This is a genomic window from Arthrobacter luteolus NBRC 107841, from assembly GCF_001552075.1.
Lineage (GTDB): Bacteria > Actinomycetota > Actinomycetes > Actinomycetales > Micrococcaceae > Arthrobacter_B > Arthrobacter_B luteolus.
In genome coordinates this window covers 856,815-875,221 of the sequence record NZ_BCQM01000001.1, presented here as the reverse complement: position 1 = coordinate 875,221, position 18,407 = coordinate 856,815, and the positions used below count along the sequence as shown (strand labels likewise).

Annotated in this window: 17 protein-coding genes; 11 read left to right on the top strand and 6 right to left on the bottom strand. The window is 65.8% G+C overall.

Features of this window, described 5'->3' with window-relative positions:
- Positions 1-51 precede the first annotated feature (51 nt).
- The 9 genes from AL3_RS04030 (at position 52) to AL3_RS03990 (ending at position 8,719) form a co-directional block, all read left to right on the top strand.
- Entirely contained in the window at positions 52-507 is a 456-nt protein-coding gene (locus tag AL3_RS04030; RefSeq protein WP_066296869.1) for a MaoC family dehydratase, read from the top strand.
- A gap of 119 nt (positions 508-626) precedes the next feature.
- Positions 627-1,643: an ABC transporter substrate-binding protein gene (locus AL3_RS04025; protein ID WP_066296866.1), complete on the top strand. Its 1,017-nt coding sequence runs from the start codon at positions 627-629 to the stop codon at positions 1,641-1,643.
- A gap of 107 nt (positions 1,644-1,750) precedes the next feature.
- Positions 1,751-3,298 (top strand): acyl-CoA synthetase, encoded by a 1,548-nt coding sequence (locus tag AL3_RS04020; protein ID WP_066296864.1) that lies wholly within the window; start codon positions 1,751-1,753, stop codon positions 3,296-3,298.
- Between the two features lie 75 nt (positions 3,299-3,373).
- Positions 3,374-4,276, top strand: coding sequence for a LysR family transcriptional regulator (locus AL3_RS04015; RefSeq protein WP_066296859.1), 903 nt, complete (start codon positions 3,374-3,376; stop codon positions 4,274-4,276).
- 104 nt (positions 4,277-4,380) lie between these two features.
- On the top strand, positions 4,381-6,021 hold the full coding sequence (locus AL3_RS04010) for a thiamine pyrophosphate-binding protein (RefSeq protein ID WP_066296856.1): 1,641 nt from the start codon (positions 4,381-4,383) through the stop codon (positions 6,019-6,021).
- A gap of 95 nt (positions 6,022-6,116) precedes the next feature.
- Positions 6,117-6,590: a thioredoxin-dependent thiol peroxidase gene (gene bcp / locus AL3_RS04005; protein ID WP_066296853.1), complete on the top strand. Its 474-nt coding sequence runs from the start codon at positions 6,117-6,119 to the stop codon at positions 6,588-6,590.
- A gap of 92 nt (positions 6,591-6,682) precedes the next feature.
- Positions 6,683-7,267, top strand: a complete 585-nt coding sequence (locus tag AL3_RS04000; protein ID WP_066296843.1) for an RNA polymerase sigma factor — start codon at positions 6,683-6,685, stop codon at positions 7,265-7,267.
- Positions 7,264-8,106, top strand: a complete 843-nt coding sequence (locus tag AL3_RS03995) for a hypothetical protein (RefSeq protein WP_066296840.1) — start codon at positions 7,264-7,266, stop codon at positions 8,104-8,106. The genes AL3_RS04000 and AL3_RS03995 overlap by 4 nt, the downstream gene beginning before the upstream one ends.
- Before the next feature lie 10 nt (positions 8,107-8,116).
- Entirely contained in the window at positions 8,117-8,719 is a 603-nt protein-coding gene (locus tag AL3_RS03990; RefSeq protein WP_066296837.1) for a class I SAM-dependent methyltransferase, read from the top strand.
- Between the two features lie 16 nt (positions 8,720-8,735).
- Here AL3_RS03990 and AL3_RS03985 read toward each other — a convergent pair whose 3' ends face one another.
- The gene (locus AL3_RS03985) at positions 8,736-9,248 is read right to left on the bottom strand and encodes a GNAT family N-acetyltransferase (RefSeq protein ID WP_066296834.1); all 513 of its coding nucleotides are present in this window, start codon (positions 9,246-9,248) and stop codon (positions 8,736-8,738) included.
- Positions 9,249-9,418: 170 nt separating this feature from the next.
- Between AL3_RS03985 and AL3_RS03980 the strand changes: the two genes are divergently transcribed.
- A complete protein-coding gene (locus AL3_RS03980) occupies positions 9,419-9,934 on the top strand; it encodes a metallophosphoesterase family protein (protein ID WP_066297134.1) in 516 nt (171 codons plus the stop codon).
- Between the two features lie 86 nt (positions 9,935-10,020).
- On the opposite strand, the gene allB is transcribed toward AL3_RS03980, so the two are convergent.
- The 4 genes from allB to AL3_RS03960 are packed head-to-tail and all read right to left on the bottom strand — an operon-like array spanning position 10,021 to position 14,367.
- Positions 10,021-11,358: an allantoinase AllB gene (allB, locus tag AL3_RS03975; RefSeq protein ID WP_066296828.1), complete on the bottom strand. Its 1,338-nt coding sequence runs from the start codon at positions 11,356-11,358 to the stop codon at positions 10,021-10,023.
- Complete coding sequence (locus AL3_RS03970) at positions 11,355-12,224, bottom strand: hydroxypyruvate isomerase family protein (RefSeq protein WP_066296826.1); 870 nt, start codon at positions 12,222-12,224, stop codon at positions 11,355-11,357. The genes allB and AL3_RS03970 overlap by 4 nt, the downstream gene beginning before the upstream one ends.
- Entirely contained in the window at positions 12,221-13,036 is an 816-nt protein-coding gene (locus AL3_RS03965; protein WP_066296824.1) for a bifunctional allantoicase/(S)-ureidoglycine aminohydrolase, read from the bottom strand. Before AL3_RS03965 ends, AL3_RS03970 begins: the two co-directional genes overlap by 4 nt.
- Positions 13,033-14,367 (bottom strand): DUF6986 family protein, encoded by a 1,335-nt coding sequence (locus AL3_RS03960; protein ID WP_151723875.1) that lies wholly within the window; start codon positions 14,365-14,367, stop codon positions 13,033-13,035. Before AL3_RS03960 ends, AL3_RS03965 begins: the two co-directional genes overlap by 4 nt.
- A 358-nt stretch (positions 14,368-14,725) precedes the next feature.
- On the opposite strand from AL3_RS03960, the gene AL3_RS03955 reads away from it, so the two are divergent.
- Complete coding sequence (locus tag AL3_RS03955) at positions 14,726-15,487, top strand: IclR family transcriptional regulator (RefSeq protein ID WP_066296818.1); 762 nt, start codon at positions 14,726-14,728, stop codon at positions 15,485-15,487.
- Positions 15,488-15,566: 79 nt separating this feature from the next.
- Here the strand turns inward: AL3_RS03955 and aceE are convergent, their stop codons facing one another.
- Entirely contained in the window at positions 15,567-18,308 is a 2,742-nt protein-coding gene (gene aceE, locus AL3_RS03950) for a pyruvate dehydrogenase (acetyl-transferring), homodimeric type (protein WP_066296816.1), read from the bottom strand.
- Positions 18,309-18,407: the final 99 nt, after the last annotated feature.

Below are 18,407 nucleotides of genomic sequence, written 5' to 3'. Positions count from 1 at the left end.
CCGCGGAATCAAAGTAATTAGCTGAAAACTGAGAGAACACAGGAAAACCACATGAGCGCTACCGTTGTCACTTTTGAAGAACTCGCCGGACTTGTTGGCAAGGACCTGGGCTACACCGACTACATCGAAATCACCCAGGACCAGATCAATACCTTCGCGGATGCCACCGATGACCACCAGTGGATCCACACCGATCCGGAGAAGGCCAAGGACGGACCGTTCGGCGCGCCGATCGCCCACGGGTTCCTGACCCTCTCCCTGATCATTCCCCTCTGGAGCCAGCTCTTCGACGTCGAAGGCGTCAAGACCAAGGTCAACTACGGCCTGGACCGGGTGCGTTTCACCAACCCCGTCAAGGTTGGCGCCAAGGTCCGCCTGCACTCGGTGATTGCCGAGGTCACCGAGGTTAAAGGCGGGGTGCAGATCAAGACCTCCAACAAAATCGAGATCGAAGGCGAAGAACGGCCCGCCGTGATCGCCGAGTTCCTCGCCAGGTTCTACGCCTAGTCTCCGGCGTAACAAGGCTCCCGTCCCTGGCCCCCTCCGCGGACCGGGGACCGGGCAGCACAGCAGTACCAGCACCACACCTGCAGTATCCATTTCTCCCCTCAAGGAAGAGGAAAGTCATGAGGCACTTCATTACCAGCAAGGTCGCCAAGGCCTTCGCACTCGGCGCTGTGGCGTCACTGGCGCTGGCCGGCTGCGGCGGCGGCAGTCTGTCCGGCAGCGCTTCCAGCTCTCCGACTGCGTCGCCGTCGGAGTCTGCAGGCAGCGGCGAGCTCGAGAAGATCGTGGTCGGCGTCCTGGCGATCGCGCCCTCCGCAGCCATGCACTACGGCATTGAGGAAGGCATCTTCGAGAAGCACGGACTCGACGTCGAACTCCAGACCGGGCAGGGCGGCGCCGCCATGCTCCCGGCCGTTTCCACCGGAGACATGAACTTCGCCGTGGGCAACCCGCTGACCGTGATGGTGGCCAAGGACAAGGGCCTGGACATGAAGATTGTCACGGGTTATTCCAACTCCTACGCGGAGGGTGAGGACATCAACGGTGTGGTCGCCCGCGCGGACTCCGGCATCACCAGCTTCGCCGATCTGGCAGGAAAAACGGCGAGCGTCAACGCCATCAACACCCAGGGCGACCTGACCATCATGGAAGCAGCGTCCATCGCCGGAGCCGATCCCAGTGCGATCAGCTTCTCCGAGATGCCGTTCCCGGACATGGAAGCACAGCTGGAGCTGGGCAACACGGACGCCATCTGGATTCCGGAGCCCTTCCTCAGCAAGGCCCTCGCCAACCCGGACAACGTTCTGGTGGGCTACTCCAACCAGGAAGTCATCCCGGGCATGCCCACCATGGTCTCCTTCACCTCCGGCAACTACGCCGAGCAGAACCCGGAAACCGTCCAGAAGTTCAAGGACGCCATGGAAGAGCTGCTCGTGGAGGCCGAAGCAAACATCGACGACGTCAAGGCAACCCTGCCGGACTTCATGACGATGCCGGCAGAGGTCGCGGCGAAGCTCAAGATGGAGCAGTACGACGCCGAACTGCGCACCGAGCAGCTCACCAGCCTCGGCGAGCTGATGCTCAAGTACAAGTTCGTGGAGAAGGCACCCGACCTGGCTGCCATGACCGTCCAGTAGCAGCACCTCCCAGCAACACCCCCGGTGGCCTGCCCGCCCTGCCATATGCAGGCAGGCCACCGGCTCCGCAATGACTTTAGGTATGACAAAGAAGGATGTCTGAGGAAATGCAGAACCAGGGCCTGGGTTCATGGATCCACCGTCAGCGCGTCAAATCCGGTTCGAAGACCGCACTGATCTTCCGGGACGAACGGACCAGCTACGCCGAACTCGACGAGCGGATCAACCGGCTGGCGGCCGTGCTGCGCGCCAACGGGGTGGAGCACGGTACGCGGGTGGCCTTCCTCGGGGACAATCACCCCGCCTTCCTGGAGACCTTCTTTGCCGCCGGATCCCTCGGCGCAGTTTTTGTTCCGCTCAACACCCGGCTGGCTCCGCCGGAAATCCAGTTCGCCCTGCAGGATTCGGGCAGCCTCATCCTGGTGAACACCTTGGCCCTCGATGAACTGGCCGTCCGCGGTTCGCAGGGGACCGCCGTCGAACTCCGCCTGCTGGTTGACGACGGAACCGCAGCCCCTCTATCCGACGCCGGCGCGGTGCCGGTTCAGCCGTACGAGGCCTCCCTGGCCGCAGGTTCCGGCGGCTTTCCGGACGCAGCAGTCACCCTGGAGGACGGGGCGATCATCCTGTACACGTCCGGGACCACCGGGCAGCCCAAGGGTGCGCTGCTCACCCACGCCAACCTGGCCTGGAACTGCTTCAACGTGCTGGTGGACTACGACGTCGCGGGAGATGACGTCGCCCTGATGATTTCCCCGTTGTTCCACGTGGCCTCGCTGGATATGGGCGTGCTGCCCAACCTGCTCAAGGGAGCCGCCGTCATCCTGGAAACCCGTTTTGAACCGGGACGGACGCTGGAACTGATCGAAAAGTACCAGGCGACGTTCATCAGCGGAGTCCCCACCACCTACCAGCTGCTCTGCGAGCACCCCGACTGGGCTAAACGGGACATCAGTTCGCTGCGCAAGCTCACCTGCGGCGGCTCGGCCGTTCCGCTGCGGGTCATTGACGCGTACGAGGAACGCGGCCTCGGCTTCTCCAACGGCTACGGCATGACCGAAACCGCGCCCGGCGCCACTGCACTGCCGCCCAAGTGGTCCCGGGAGAAGGCCGGTTCGGCCGGACTTCCGCACTTCTTCACATCCGTCCGCGTGGCGAACCCGGACGGGTCACCCGCCGCTCCGGGAGAAGTGGGCGAGGTCCAGATCAGCGGACCCAACGTCATCACGTCCTACTGGAACCGGCCGGACGCCACCGAATCCTCCTTTACCGGCGGGACCTGGTTCCGGTCCGGGGACATGGGCTATTTCGACGGCGAGGGTTTCCTGTTCATTTCCGACCGGTTGAAGGACATGATCATTTCCGGCGGCGAGAACATCTACCCCGCCGAAGTGGAGCAGATTATCAGTGAACTCGACGCCGTCAGCGGTGTCGCCGTGATCGGGGTGCCCGACGAGAAATGGGGCGAGGTTCCTAAGGCGGTCATCACCCTGCGCGGGGGCTTCACCCTTGACCCGGCGGAGGTGCACGCCCACCTCGACGGGCGCCTGGCACGCTACAAGATTCCGAAGTCTGTAGTGGTGGTGGAGGATCTGCCCCGCACGGCCAGCGGCAAGATCCGCAAGAAGGACCTGCGCCGGGACTACACCGCCTGATCCGGCCGGGGCCCCCGCCGGGCCCCGGCCGGCGGCCTGGCCCGCTGCCCGCCCCGCAGATGCAAAGATGAGCGGATGGACTTGAACCTGCTGCGCACCTTCGTCTCCGTGTATGAGACGGGCAGCCTGACGACGACGGCGCGTGCCCTGTTCGTCACGCAGCCTTCGGTCAGCCATTCCCTGGCCCGGCTGCGCACCGAGTTCGCGGATGATTTATTCGTCAGGTCCGGCGGACGGATGCGGCCCACGGCGCTGGCCGATGAGATCTTTCCCGACTGCCGGGAGGCGCTGGAGCGCCTCGAGTCGCTTACCGAACGCTCCCGCAGCTTCGACCCGGCCACGTCCACCCGCCGGTTCCGGCTCTGCCTCTCCGACTTGGGGGAGCTGGGCTTCCTGCCCGCTGTGCTCCGGCACCTGGCGGAGGCGGCCCCGGGGGTGGACCTCGACGTCGTTCCCATGGACATTGCCGCGGTGGCCGAATGGCTGGAACGCGGCACAGTGGACGCCGCGATCGCGTCCTGGCCGCTGGCCGGCGGATTCGAGAGCCTGCTGCTGAAGCGCGAACGCTACGTTGGCCTGCTGCGCCGGGACTTTCCGCTGGCTGGTACGGGCACGCTGTCCATGGAGGAGTTCCTGGCTGCCGGCCATGTGGAGGTTGCCCGCAGCACCGGACACCAGGCCGCCGAGGAACGGATGGAAGAACTAGGCATCTCGCGGCGCACCCGGGTCCGGGTCCGGCACTTTTCCGTGCTGCCGCAGATCATCTCTGAATCCGGGCTGATGGCGATCGTGCCGGAAAGCATGGCTGCAGGCTGGATCGGCAGCTGGCCGCTGCAGCTGGTTGACCTTCCCTTCGACGTCGAACCCATCGAGGTGCGGCTGCACCTGCCGCAGCAGGGACGCCGCACGCCGGCCCTGGACTGGTTCGGGTCGATGCTCCGGAACGCCCTGATCACCGAGCCGCTCGGCAAGCTATAGACACCATTTATAGTATCTAGTCATAAAATTCAGTCGTTTTATGTTTAGGGTCCTCCTACACTCGCTAGTGAGACGCAGGACACAGAGCGAATGAAGGAAGACCCATGAAGGTAGCTGAAGCAGTAGGACGGACCCTGGCCGAGCTGGGCGTGCGGCAGGTATTCGGAGTGACCGGCAGCGGAAACTTCCACTTCACCAACGCCCTGGTCAACGGCGGCGCCAGCTTCACCGCCACCCGGCATGAGATGGGGGCGGCCTGCATGGCGGACGCCTACTCACGCGCCACCGGAGAGGTCTCCGTGGTCAGCGTGCACCAGGGCTGCGGCCTGACCAACGCCATGACCGGCATCGGTGAAGCTGCCAAGAGCCGCACCCCGGTGATCGTGCTCTCCGGCGACACCCCGCCCACCCAGAAGACCTCGAACTTCTGGATCGACCAGGACGCCGCGGCCGAGTCTGTCGGGGCAGTCGCCGAGCGTGTCCACTCAGCCGTAACCGCCGTCGCCGACGTCGTCCGAGCCTTCCGGTTGGCCCGCGACGAACGGCGCACCGTCCTGCTGAGTATTGCCCTCGACGTGCAGGAGGAGGAACTCGAGTTCTCCCTGGCGGACGTCCCGGCGGTTGCACCCACCCTGGTTCCCGGCCCCTCGCCCGAAAGCGTTCAGCAGCTGGCGGACCTGCTCGCCTCGGCAGAGCGTCCCGTGCTGGTGGCCGGCCGCGGAGCCATGGCCGCCCGCGCCGAAATCGAGGCACTGGCAGAGCAGACCGGCGCGCTGCTGACGACTTCCGCCGTCGGGCGCGGCATTTTCGCGGGCAACGCCTGGTACCTGGACGTGATGGGCGGCTTCTCCACACCGGTGACCGCCGAACTGATCCAGGGCGCCGACGTCGTGGTGGCCTTTGGTGCCAGCCTCAACCGCTGGACCTCGCGCAGCGGCTCGCTCCTGGCCGGCAGCCGGGTAGTGCAGGTGGACCTGAGCCCGGAGGCGATCGGCTTCCACCGTCCCGTCGAGTTCGGCGTCCTGGGCGACTCGGCGCTGGTAGCGCAGGCCGTAACCCGCGAGCTGGCTTCGCGGGGTGCGGCTTCGGCCGGATACCGCAGCGACGCGGTGCTGGAGCAGATCAAGTCCGGCAGCGAATGGGTCAACGTGGACTTCGACCCGATCGACTCCGCGGACACGATCGATCCGCGCACCCTGACCATCGCGCTGAATGACCTGGTGCCGATGGAACGCGTGGTGGTGACCGACGGCGGCAACTTCAACGGCTACCCGGCCATGTTCTTCCAGGTTCCGGACGCCCGCGCCTACTGCCTGCCGCTGGCCTTCCAGTCGATCGGGCTGGCGCTGTCCTCCGCGATTGGCGCCGGAATTGCCAATCCGGACCGGATTGCCATCGCAGGGGTGGGCGACGGCGGTTTTATGATGAGCCTGGCCGAGCTGGACACTGCAGTCCGGCTGAAGCTGCCGATGATCGTGGTGGTCTACAACGACAACGCGTACGGCGCCGAGGTGCACCATTTTGTGCACGAAACCGACCAGCTGGACATCGTGGAGTTCCCGGACACCGACATCGCAGCCATCGCCCGCGGTTTCGGCTGCACCGGAGTCACGGTCCGGAACGAGGCAGACCTGGCCGGTGTGCAGGGCTGGCTCGACGGGGACCGCAGCACTCCGCTGGTCATTGACGCGAAGATCAGCTCCTTCCCGTCCTGGGTGCTCGCGCATACTTTCGACGACGAATAGGGTTTCGGGATCGGCGTCTGCTGCGGTCCAGTCTGGAGAAGATGTACCTAGACTGGCAGCATCAGACGCCACACCCATCCATTCTGAGGATTGCCATGACCCAGCTTTCCCCGGGCGACACCGCCCCCGCCTTCTCCCTTCCCGATGCCAGCGGCAAGCAGGTGTCCCTCGCGGACTATGCCGGCCGCCGGGTAGTGGTCTACTTCTATCCGCAGGCCGGAACGCCCGGCTGCACCACCGAGGCCTGCGACTTCCGCGACAACCTGGCTGCGCTGCAGCAGGACGGATACGACGTCGTCGGCATCTCACCTGACGGTCCCGAGGCGATCCAGGAGTTCATCCGCGACCAGGCGCTGACCTTTCCGCTGCTCTCCGATCCGGACCTTGCCGTGGTCCAGGCCTACGGCGCCTACGGGGAGCGGAACTTCGGCGGCAACAAGTCCATGGGCATCCTCCGCTCCACCGTGACCGTGGACCGGGATGGGAAGGTTCTCACGGCCGAATACGGTGTGAGTCCCTCCGGCCACGTGGCCCGGCTGCGCGGGGAGTTGGCTGCACTGCAGGCCTGACCGCCGGTTTCCGGCGGCGGGTTTTCCGGGTGGCCGGATAATTCTTGGTGCTGCCGTGAAACACTGCACCCGCTTCCGGACAGGTACAGGGTATGACCCACTTTTCAGGCCCTCCCGGCCGGGACCAGACTCCCGACCGGGAGCAGACCTTCAGGGCGCTGTACGCGTCGGTGTATCCGGAGCTGATCCGGTTTGTGCAGCGCCGTACCTCTCCCGACCGGGCGGAAGACATTGCTGCCGACACCTTCCTTGTGGTGTGGCGGCGGCTGGATGATCTGCCCGCAGCTGCTGGAGACGCACGGGCATGGATCTTCGGCATCAGCCGCAACATCCTGCTGAACACCCGGCGCGGTGAGCAGCGCCGGGAAGCGCTCGGCCTGCGCCTCGTCGATGCTTTTGACGTGGCTGCCTCCAGTGTGGACATTGATCTGGCGACGAGCCGGATCGATCTGGCGCGGGCCTGGCGCCGCCTGTCCGAAGTGCACCAGGAGGTCCTGGGACTGGCCGTTTTCGAAGTCCTCACCGGCCCGCAGGCCGCAGCCGTTCTTGGGATTTCCCCGGTCGCCTACCGAATCCGGCTCACCCGCGCCCGCCGGGCGCTGAGGCTCCTGCTCGACCACCTCCCGGCGTCGTCAGGTGCGCCGCAGCCCGTTTCTGGAAGGACACGAACACCATGATCCGAGACGACCAGACCGACATGCTGCTGCGGACCCTTGATCCAGCTGACGCCGCTGCCTCCGGCGGCACCGCGCGGGCCCGCACCGACCTCGAGCGCATTCTTGCGGCTGATCCGGCTGGCCAGGCGTTCCCGGATGGCCCGGCTGCTGCTCCGGCACCCAGGGACGCGCAGAACCTCCGCCCACTGCCCCCGCGGAAGGTACACCGGAAAGTCCGCCGCGGTGTACTGATCGGTGCGGCCGCGGCAGTCACCGCAGGCCTGATCGCGCTTCCCGCTCTCAGCGGCGGCGACCCGGCCTACGCCACCTGGACCGCCGTTCCAACGACCCTCTCCCCGGCCGCCAGCGCGAAGGCCGGGGATGACTGCCGGTCCTGGGAGGGGCACGGAGAGACGTCCGGAGCCGCAAAGCCTGAAGTGGCCATTGCCGAGCGGCGCGGCGACTGGACCACAGTGATGCTGACCGGCGACGACGGATTCTCGGCCATGTGCGTCACCGACGGGTGGCTCTCTGGTGGCGCTTTCGGATATTCCGGAAGAGCATTAGGAGCTGCTGCGTTGGATCCACGCGGCCTGCTGGCAATGGGGATGGGAACGGGGACGACCCCTGCGGGCAGCCTCTCCATGGTGGCCGGTGCTGCAGGCTCCGACGTCGTCGGCGTTTCCTACCTGAGCCAGGCCGAGGGAGAAGTCATCGGGAGCGTCTCCAAGGGGCAGTTTGTGCTCTGGTTCCCCGGAGATGAGCTGCAGGACTACGACACCGACCATGATGGTGAAGGCGTCGAATTGATGGTGACCTACGCCGACGGATCGTCCGCTCCGGTCCGGGTGGGACTCTGAGGCGGGACGGATGAGCGAAAGCATGGTTGAGGCTGCATACTCACTGCGGGCAGCCGAGTATGCCGAGGCTTTCGGGTCCGTCGATGCCACCCATCCCGCCGACCGGAAATTCGTGGCAGGTTGGGCCGCCTCACTGGCAGGGCCCGTGATCGACGCTGGCTGCGGACCTGGGCACTGGACGAAATACCTCGCCGACCAGGGTCTCGATGTCGAAGGGATCGATCTGGTGCCTTCCTTTATCGGCCATGCGAGGGCGCACTTCCCGGAGATACCCTTCCGGGTCGCCTCGGCACGGGATATCGGGGTGGCTGACGAAGGCCTTGGGGGAATCCTCGCCTGGTATTCGCTGATCCATGTGGTGCCCGACGACGTTCCCGGGGTCTTGGCGGAAATGGCGCGCTGCATCCGCCCGGGTGGAAGTCTCCTGGCCGGCTTTTTCGAAAGCCCTGCAATCCAAGAGTTCCCGCACCAGGTCACCCCTGCCTATTCATGGCCCGTCCAAGAGTTCACGCGGCTGCTCGAAGCGGCCGGTTTTACCGCCGTCGCCGGTGAGACCCGCACTGGCCCCGGACACCGGCCGCATGCTGCTGTCATTGCCCGCCGCGGCGCTTAGCTGCCCGCCGCGGCACCTAGACCCCGAAGGCTGCCGGGTACTCGATCATTCCGGAGGGGAGCGGCCCGCCGGGGTTTAGCTGCAGGGCCATCAGGGCCTCGTCCGGGACCTCGAACGGTGCTTCGATGCCCAGCCGGGACGCCGGTGTAAACCCGAACCGCGGGTAATACCCGGCATGACCGAGGACCACCACCAGGTTCTCGCCCAGTTCCCGGGCGGCATCCAGCGCTCCCCGGATTGCGGCGCCTCCGGCCCCCTGCCGCTGGTAATCCGGGAGGACCGCACAGGGGGCCAGCGCAAGCGCGGGTTTGCCGCCGACCCGGCAGCGGGTGAGCAGCGCGTGGGCAACCACGGTCCCGTCGGGCGCAGCTGCCACGTAGGAGAGCCCGTCGATCCACGCACTGGGATCGGCGCGCAGGGCGTCGACCAGATCGGCTTCCGCCGGGGTGGGGAAAGCTGCTTCGTTGACGGTGCGGACGGCAGCGGTGTCGGCTGGGGTCTCGGGACGGGCCGTCCAGGTGGTGGTCATGAGGTTCTCCCTGTGCGGTGTGAATCGGCGTTGCTTCCTGAAATACCGTATCCCGCCGAGGCCTGCGGAGGCTTGGCGCACCACACGGGAGCTGCGGCACGGGCTAGCCTCGGGGAAGAGGGTGCAGAGGGACGCACCAGAATAAGAGGAACCGGATGAAGGGACCCCCGATGACGACGCGCCTGGTGCTGCTGGCTGATACCCACCTGCCGCTGCGGGCGAAGGCCCTGCCGCAGGACGTCTGGGACGCCGTCGAGGCCGCCGACCTGGTGGTCCACGCCGGCGACTGGGTCAGCGAAGAACTGCTCGACGAACTGCAGGCGCGCTCCGAAGCGCTGCTGGCCTGCTGGGGCAACAACGACGGACCGGCACTGCGGGCCAGGCTGCCGGAGATTGCGCGGGCCACGGTCGAGCAGGTGCGCCTCGCCGTCGTGCATGAAACCGGCACGGCCAAAGGCCGGGAAGCCCGGATGGAACAAGCCTTTCCGGAGACCGATCTGCTGGTCTTTGGCCACAGCCACATCCCCTGGGACAGTACTTCCCCCGGCGGCCTGCGGCTGCTGAATCCGGGCTCGCCCACCGACCGCCGCCGCCAGCCGTTCTGTACCTACATGACCGCGGAGATTTCGGGACAAAACGTCGACGTCGAGCTGCGGCGGCTTCCGCTGCGGACCCGGTCTCGATAGGCCGGGTTACCCGCGGCAGTTCGGTCTATGGCTCATACGGGGTGGGGCTGGTGTTCCCCACCCGACCCAGCCCCGCCCCGAACCTGTCACCCCCGCCGCAGCAGCCTGCCGGTCGGTTCAACCCCAGCCACTTCAGCACCCCGCAGGAAGGTCCGCCGGACGGAACCGGTCAGTTCCTTGCCGGCATACGGAGTGATGGGGTTCTTGTGATGCAGCTTGGCTGTTTCGACCACAAACGTGTCCTCGGGAGCGAACACGGAGAAGTCAGCGTCTGCACCCACCTCCAGCCGGCCCTTCTGCTCCAGCCCGGCCAGTTCGGCAGGCCGGCGGGACATCCAGTCCAGCACCGTTTCCAGGGGGATCCCCCGGCGGCGGGCCTCGGTCCAGATCAGGGACAGTCCCAGCTGCAGGGAGGAGACTCCGCCCCAGGCGACGCCGAAGTCGCCGTGTTCCAGATCTTTCAGGTCCAGGGTGCTGGGGGAGTGGTCCGAAACGATGAAGTCGATCGTCCCGTCCTGCAGTCCCTGCCAGAGAAGCTCGCGGTTGGAGGCTTCCCGGATCGGCGGGCAGCACTTGAACGCCGTCGCTCCGTCGGGGATTTCCTCCGCCAGCAGTGTCAGATAGTGCGGGCAGGTCTCCACCGTCAGCCGGATCCCTTCCCGTTTGGCAGCAGAAATCAGCGGCAGTGCATCGGCAGAGGAGAGGTGCAGGATGTGTGCCCGCCCCCGGGTCCGCCGGGCAGCATCAATCACCTGGGCAATGGCTTTGTTCTCCGCTGAACGCGGCCGCGATGCGAGGAATCCGGCGTATTCCGGACCCGTGGGCTCCGGCGCGTCAGCAATCACCTGCGAATCCTCGGCATGAACAATCAGCAGCGAATCAAAGGACGCCAGCTCGGCCAGGTCCTTTTCCATCTCCTCCGGCTCCAGCTGAGGAAACTCATCAACCCCGGAATGCAGCAGAAAGCACTTGAAGCCAAAAACTCCGGCTTCATGCAGCGGGCGAAGGTCTCCGGTGTTGCCGGGCACAGCTCCACCCCAGAACCCGACGTCCACAAACGCCTGGCCCGCAGCAGCTTGCTGCTTAACCTCGAGGGCCTCCACGGACACAGTCGGCGGGATCGAGTTCAGGGGCATATCGATAATCGTCGTGACGCCGCCGGCAGCCGCCGCACGGGTGGCTGAGGCAAAACCTTCCCACTCAGTGCGGCCGGGCTCGTTGACGTGGACGTGCGAGTCCACCAGACCCGGGATCAGCGCCTCGTCGTCGGCGAGTTCAATCACCCGGTCCCCGGTCAGGCCGGTGCCCAGGGGCACGACGGCGGCAACACTGCCGCCGCGGACCCCCACTTCCCAGGCTCCTGTTCCGGCGCCGGCGTAAACCCGATTCCCACGCAGAACCAGGTCAAAATCGGAATCAGTCATGCGATGTGCTCCTTTAAATCGGTCCAGTCGGAGGCAGGCAGCTGCAGCCAGGCAAAGGCCTCCGCACTGGGACTTTGGTATTCGAGTCCGATGTGGCCGGTATAGCCGGCCATCCGGGCGGCAAGGATCCAGCGGGCGATCGGCAGTCCGCCGGTTCCGGGCACGCCGCGTCCCGGGGCATCGGCAACCTGGATATGGCCGAAGGCGGTGGCATGTTCGGCGATCAGCGCCGGAACGTCCTCACCGTTGACCGCCAGATGATAGAAGTCGGCGAGGAGCGCGATGTTCGGCATACCACCCTCCCGCACCCGGTCGACGACGGCGAAGGCGTCCGCCGCTGTCCGCAGCGGATAGCCCGGAATCCCGCTGAGCGGTTCCACCAGCACCGTTCCGCCCAGGTGGGCAACGGCGTCGGCCGCTATCATCAGGTTTTCCACGGCCGTGGAATCCTGTTCAGCCTCGGAAATGCCGGTCTGGCGGATCCCGTAGAGCGCGTTGAATCCAGTGCAGCCGGTCAGACGCGCGATGCCCACGGCGGTATCCAGACTGGCCCGGAATTCCTTGGTGCGCGACGGCGAAGACAGCACCCCGCGCTCGCCCGCGGACATGTCTCCGGCATAGAAATTAAGCGCGGTCAGCTTCACCCCGGCATCTGAGATGGACCGCAGGAAGGCATCCACTGCCACATCATCCGGTACCGCCGAATCGAACGGCCACCAGAACTCCACCGCCCCAAAACCGGCTTCCGCCGCGGCGGCAGGCCGCTCCAGCAGAGGCAGATCAGTCAGCAGGATCGAGCAGTTCACGCTCCAGCCGTCTTCCGCTGGAACAGGGGAAGCCGCCGGAGCTGCAGGCTGGCTGGTCACAGCAGGATCTGGCGGTTGACGTCCTTGTACAGCAGGTATCTGAAGTTGGACGGACCTCCGGCATAACAGGCCTGCGGACAGAAGGCCCGCAGGGACATGTAGTCCCCCTCCTGGACCTCCACCCAGTCCTCGTTCAGGCGGTAGACGGCCTTCCCCTCCAGGACGTACAGGCCGTGTTCCATCACATGCGTTTCGGCGAAGGGAATGGAGGCTCCGGGCTCGAACGTGACCACATTGATGTGCATGTCATAGGCCAGATCGTCCACAGGCAGCATCCGGGTGGTCCGCCACTTGTTGTCCGTACCGGCCATGCCCGCCGGCTCAATGTCACTTTCATGGCCGACGACGACCTTCGGCAGGTGCCCGGCCAACGGTTCGTAGGCCTTCCGGATCCACTGGAAGCGGGCAGGCTCGGTGCCGTTGTTGGCGGCTTCCCAGACAATAGCCGGAGGCAGATAGGCGAAGCCCCCGGGAGCGAGCTCATGCCGTTCGCCGTCGATGGTCACGGCCAGGGAACCGCCGTCGAGCACAAACACGAAGGACTCCACCGTGGACTGCGGTTCCGGATTCCGGGAGCCGCCGCCGGGAGCCACCTCCATCAGGTACTGCGCGAATGTTGTGGCTCCTCCGGCGACCGGCCGGTTCAGGATCCAGGCGCGGGTGCCGCTCCAGTCCGGCAGGACGCTCGTGACGATGTCCCGCAGCACACCGCGGGGAATCACGGTGTACGCCTCGGTCACCACTGCGCGGTCTGAGAGCAGGGCGGTCTGGGGCGGCAGCCCCGCTTCGGGAGAGTAGTACCTGGGGTTCACTGATTGCTTCCGCTTCTGTTGGGGGCCTGGGGGTGGGCAAGCCGGGCCAGCTCCTCTGGGGTGACTCCGGCGGCATCCGTGACTTCGGCTTCGGTGAGGGCGCCACAGGCTAGCCCGCGGTGGATGAACCGGGCCAGGGCCCGGGCGGTCGCGGGCTCATCGAGGATGGTGCTCTCGAGCTTGTGCACGTAGTTCTTTAAGCGCAGGGCGGCCGCATCGAAGCCGCTTCGGTAGAAGCCGTAGGTGGCCAGGAACCGGGTGGGCAGCTGCGCAGCGTGCAGGTCCCAGCCCTGGTAGTAGCCGGCCGCCAAGGACCGGGCAACCAGCCTCGCGTGCAGCGCCCAGGCGCGGTGGATGTTTTCCGGGTCACCGATCGGAAGGACGTTCGTGGAACCATCGGAGAGGCGTACACCGGTGCCCGCAGCGGCCACCAGCATTACGGCCTTGGCATAGTCCGCCGCTGGGTGCTCCATGGACTGGTGCGCAGCGGCGATGCCGAGGGCCGCACTGTAGTCATACGTGCCATAGTGCAGGGCGCTGACGCGGCCGCCGCCGGCATGAAGCAGCTGGGCCACCGGAACCGTGCCGTCCGCGCCCAGGATCAGCTGCGGGGTTTCCATCTGGACCTCAAAGCGCAGGCGTCCGCCCGGCAGTCCGTGGGCTTCCTCCAACCGGCCGCAGGCATACGCCATGGCCTCGACCTGCGCCACGGTGCTGACCTTAGGCAGAGTGAGGATCAAGCCGTCCGGCAGGACCGGGCCCGGCAGGGCGGAAGCGTGCGGGCTGGAACCGGCAGCGGCGCCTTCCAACAGGGAGGAAAGAAAGAGGTCCAGGGTCCGCAGCCCGCGGTCCCGCGTGGCTGCTTCGAGGGATTTGAACCGGATCCCAATAAAAGGGGGAGTGGTTCCGGCTGCGGCAGCCTGGGCGATGTTCCTGCCGGCTGCGATGGCGTGAGCGTCCTCTTCGGCGTCCGGACGGGCGCCGTAACCGTCCTCGAAATCGAGGCGCAGGTCTTCGATCGGTTCTGCGGAAAGTTTGGCTGCCACCAGCGCGGCGAGGGTCGCCGGGTTATCCAGGCCAAGGCGTTCGGCCAGCTGCTCCAGCCCGCCCTGGGCCGCTGCCGCTGCCAGTGCCAGCCGGCCCCATTCGGCGCCCAGATCCGGCGTGAACGTGTCCGCGGGGACGTAGACCGTGTGTACCGGCTGGCGGGATCCGTCGTCCCCGGGGTAACCGGCAGCCAGCAGCTCATCCGTGGACCGCAGCGACTCGGCGATCCGGGTGTAGTCCTCAGCTTGGAAAGCTGACCGGGTTCCTGTTTTGGGCTGGCTCATGCTGCCGGTTCCTCCTGATTGGCGGTAGCCTCCAGGGCTGCGCCGATGTGCGTGGCGGAATCGGCAGCGGGGGAGATGCGGGTATGCTCAACCTTCATATCGTTCCCTTCCCGCCGCCAGATGATTTCCTGGCAGTATCACTTCCGGTATCACATCCGGCACCGCTTGTATTCCGTATTATGGATATTATTGTTTGCAATGTGGAATGGCAAGGGTTGAGCCCAATTCTCCGATTCAGTCCTAAAAGGCTGGCCATCCGATCCCGGGTGGCGCTACGGTGTGGATACCGGAAGCAGGCTTCCGCGATGCGATATTCCAGCGATATTCCACTGTTGAACTACTGCGGGAGGGCCAATTGATGGCCGAGCGAACTGCCGGAAGCGGCGTCCAATCCGTCGAGCGTGTTTTCGAGTTGTTGGAACTCATTACCGACGCCGGGGGATCGGCGACGCTCAGTGAACTGGCGGGAAGCGCCGAACTGCCGCTTCCCACCATCCACCGGCTGCTGCGCACGCTGGTGGGACTGGGGTATGCCCGGCAGCTGCCCAACCGCCGCTACGCCCTGGGACCACGCCTGATCAGGCTCGGCGAGGGAGCAAGCAAGCAGCTCGGTGCCCTGGCGACACCGGTCCTTAAACAGTTGGTGGATGAGCTCGGCGAGACCGCAAACATGGCGGTCCTGGATTCAGACCGGGTCCTCTACATTGCCCAGGCGCCGTCCAGGCATTCCATGCGCACTTTCACGGAAGTCGGACGCCGGGCGCACAGCCATGCCACCGGCGTCGGAAAGGCCATCCTGGCCCAGCTGCCGGACGATCAGGTCCGCGGAATCGCTGCCCGCTCGGGGCTTCCCCCGGCTACACCGGCGAGCCTGGGCACCATTGAGGAGCTCCTCGCGGACCTGGCCGCCATCCGCAGCCGCGGCTTCTCGATCGATGAAGAGGAGCAGGAACTGGGCGTCCGCTGCTTCGCCGTGGCCGTTCCCGGTGCGCCTACTCCGACGGCCGTCTCCGTCTCCGGACCCATCTCCCGCGTGGACGACGCCTTCGGGCGGCGGGCGGTGCCGCTGCTCAAAGCTGCAGCGCGGACCATTTCCGAGGACCTGGCTGCGGCCCGCTGAGATTTTCACAGCAGGGCACCTACGGCAGAAGGGCCGGACGCCTCGCGGTGTCCGGCCCTTCTCTCGTTTACAGGTAATGCTAGGCGTCGCCGCCGGTGTTGCCGCTGGTGCCTGCATTGACGTTCAGCAGATCGTACTTCTTCATGGCCAGGCGGGGAGCCTCGGCATCCACCTCGCCGCGGGCTGCGAGCAGCTGCAGGGTGCGGACCACCATGGAGTGGCTGTCGATCTTGAAGTACCGGCGGGCCGCGGCACGGGTGTCGGCAAAACCGAAGTCATCGGCACCCAGGGTCGCAAACTCGTTCGGCACGAACTGCCGGATCTGGTCCGGAACAGCCTTCATGTAATCGGTCGATGCCACGATCGGCCCTTCAGCGCCAGCGAGCTGCTGGGTCACGAACGGCACGCGCGGCTCGGCATCCGGGTTGAGGAAGGCTTCTTCCTCGGCGGCCAGGCCGTCCCGGCGCAGCTCGTTCCAGGAGGTCACGGACCAGACATCGGCGGAAACTCCCCAGTCCTCGGCGAGCAGCTTCTGGGCTTCCACGGCCCAGGGAACAGCCACACCGGAGGCCAGAAGCTGGGCCTTGGGGCCCTGCGCCTCGGAAGCTGAAACCCGGTAGATGCCCTTGATGACACCTTCCACGTCCAGGTTCTCCGGTGCCTTGGGCTGAAGGATCGGCTCGTTGTAGACCATGATGTTGTAAATCAGGTTCGGATCCTTGGAATCCGGTCCATACATCTCTTCGAGGCCGTGGCGCATGATGTGCCCGATCTCGTATCCGTAGGCCGGATCGTAGGTCTTCACCGCGGGGTTGGTGGAGGCCAGGATCGGAGAGTGGCCGTCGGCGTGCTGCAGGCCCTCACCGGTCAGGGTGGTGCGGCCTGCGGTCGCGGAGATCAGGAAGCCGCGGGCCATCTGGTCAGCTGCTGCCCAGATGGCGTCGCCGGTGCGCTGGAAACCGAACATCGAGTAGAACACGTAGACCGGAATAAGCGGTTCACCGTGGGTGGCGTACGCACTGCCGGCAGCGGTGAACGCCGCGATGGAACCGGCTTCGTTGATGCCCACGTGCACAATCTGGCCCTGCGGGGACTCCTTGTAGGCCAGGACGAGGTCCCGGTCCACGGAGAGGTAGTTCTGTCCCTTGGGGTTGTAGATCTTCGCGGTGGGGAAGAAGGAGTCCATGCCGAAGGTCCGGGCCTCATCGGGAATGATCGGCACAATGCGCTTGCCGAATTCCTTGTCCCGCATCAGGTCCTTGAGCAGCCGGACGAAGGCCATGGTGGTGGCCGCCATCTGCTTGCCGGAGCCGCGGTTGGCTACCTCGTAGGCGGAGGCATCCGGCAGCTTCACCGGGGCGTGCTGCTCACGGCGTTCGGGGACGTTGCCGCCGAGCTCGCGGCGGCGCTCGAGCAGGTACTTGATCTCGGGGGAATCAGCACCGGGGTGGAAGTACGGGGGCTGGTACGGATCGGCTTCGAGCTGCTCATCGCTGATCGGGATCCGCAGGTGGTCCCGGAAGGCCTTGAGGTCATCCAGGGTCAGCTTCTTCATCTGGTGCGTCGCGTTACGGCCCTCGAAATGCGTGCCCAGGCCGTAGCCCTTGACCGTGTGCGCCAGGATCACGGTGGGCTTGCCCTTGAACTCGGTGGCAGCCTTGTACGCGGCGTAGACCTTGCGGTAATCGTGCCCGCCGCGCTTGAGGTTCCAGATGTCCTGGTCCGAGAGGTCAGCGACCATGTCCTTGGTCTGCGGGGTCTTGCCGAAGAAGTGCTCCCGCACGAACCCGCCGGACTCGGCCTTGTACGTCTGGTAATCGCCGTCGAGGGTGGAGTTCATGATGTCCACCAGCGCGCCGTCGTTGTCCTTCTCCAGCAGGGAGTCCCACTCCCGGCCCCAGACAACCTTGATGACATTCCAGCCGGCACCGCGGAAGAACGCTTCGAGTTCCTGCATGATCTTGCCGTTGCCGCGCACCGGACCGTCCAGGCGCTGCAGGTTGCAGTTCACCACGAACGTGAGGTTATCGAGCTTGTCATTCGCCGCGAGCTGGAGCAGGCCGCGCGATTCCGGCTCGTCCATTTCGCCGTCGCCCAGGAACGCCCAGACATGCTGGTCGGAGGTGTCCTTGAGCCCGCGGTTCTGCAAGTAGCGGTTGGACTGCGCCTGGTAGATCGCGTTCATCGGGCCGATGCCCATGGACACGGTCGGGAATTCCCAGAAATCGGGCATGTTCCGCGGGTGCGGGTAGGAGGACAGGGCGTGTCCCTCGCGGGACTTCTCCTGCCGGAACCCGTCCATGTCCTCTTCGGACAGCCGGCCCTCGAGGAAGGCCCGGGCGTAGACGCCGGGGGAGGCATGGCCCTGGAAGTAGACCTGGTCGCCGCCGCCGGGGTGGTCCTTGCCGCGGAAGAAGTGGTTCATGCCCACTTCGTACAGGGTCGCGGCTCCTGCGTAGGTGGAGATGTGGCCGCCGACGCCGATGCCGGGGCGCTGGGCGCGGTGGACCATGATCGCAGCGTTCCAGCGCAGCCAGGCACGGTAGCGGCGTTCAACTTCCTCATCGCCGGGGAACTCGGGTTCCTGGTCCACCGGGATGGTGTTGACGTAGTCGGTGGTGGTCACCATGGGGACGCCGACGGAGCGGGAGCCTGCCCGCTGGAGCAGGGAACGCATGATGAACTGCGCCCGCTCGGTACCCTGCGAGCGGATCAGCTCATCCAGGGATTCAATCCATTCTGCGGTTTCTTCCGGGTCACGGTCCGGCAGCTGGCTTGTCAGCCCGCTGAGGATATCCGTTCGGTCTTCACTGACGCTCATTTATGCAGCCTCTCAGTTGAGGGCGGGGTCCCCTCAAGGTAATTCGGTGACTCACCGACCATTCCGTTATGCGGAATGCTCATTTCAATCTATACGACA

Excerpts from the sequence above, each read along its gene's own strand:
- AL3_RS04030 (WP_066296869.1), top strand. The coding sequence starts at position 52 with ATGAGCGCTACCGTTGTCACTTTTGAAGAACTCGCCGGACTTGTTGGC.
- AL3_RS04025 (WP_066296866.1), top strand. The coding sequence starts at position 627 with ATGAGGCACTTCATTACCAGCAAGGTCGCCAAGGCCTTCGCACTCGGC.
- AL3_RS04020 (WP_066296864.1), top strand. The coding sequence starts at position 1,751 with ATGCAGAACCAGGGCCTGGGTTCATGGATCCACCGTCAGCGCGTCAAA.
- AL3_RS04015 (WP_066296859.1), top strand. The coding sequence starts at position 3,374 with ATGGACTTGAACCTGCTGCGCACCTTCGTCTCCGTGTATGAGACGGGC.
- AL3_RS04010 (WP_066296856.1), top strand. The coding sequence starts at position 4,381 with ATGAAGGTAGCTGAAGCAGTAGGACGGACCCTGGCCGAGCTGGGCGTG.
- bcp (WP_066296853.1), top strand. The coding sequence starts at position 6,117 with ATGACCCAGCTTTCCCCGGGCGACACCGCCCCCGCCTTCTCCCTTCCC.
- AL3_RS04000 (WP_066296843.1), top strand. The coding sequence starts at position 6,683 with ATGACCCACTTTTCAGGCCCTCCCGGCCGGGACCAGACTCCCGACCGG.
- AL3_RS03995 (WP_066296840.1), top strand. The coding sequence starts at position 7,264 with ATGATCCGAGACGACCAGACCGACATGCTGCTGCGGACCCTTGATCCA.
- AL3_RS03990 (WP_066296837.1), top strand. The coding sequence starts at position 8,117 with ATGAGCGAAAGCATGGTTGAGGCTGCATACTCACTGCGGGCAGCCGAG.
- AL3_RS03985 (WP_066296834.1), bottom strand. The coding sequence starts at position 9,248 with ATGACCACCACCTGGACGGCCCGTCCCGAGACCCCAGCCGACACCGCT.
- AL3_RS03980 (WP_066297134.1), top strand. The coding sequence starts at position 9,419 with ATGACGACGCGCCTGGTGCTGCTGGCTGATACCCACCTGCCGCTGCGG.
- allB (WP_066296828.1), bottom strand. The coding sequence starts at position 11,358 with ATGACTGATTCCGATTTTGACCTGGTTCTGCGTGGGAATCGGGTTTAC.
- AL3_RS03960 (WP_151723875.1), bottom strand. The coding sequence starts at position 14,367 with ATGAGCCAGCCCAAAACAGGAACCCGGTCAGCTTTCCAAGCTGAGGAC.
- AL3_RS03955 (WP_066296818.1), top strand. The coding sequence starts at position 14,726 with ATGGCCGAGCGAACTGCCGGAAGCGGCGTCCAATCCGTCGAGCGTGTT.
- aceE (WP_066296816.1), bottom strand. The coding sequence starts at position 18,308 with ATGAGCGTCAGTGAAGACCGAACGGATATCCTCAGCGGGCTGACAAGC.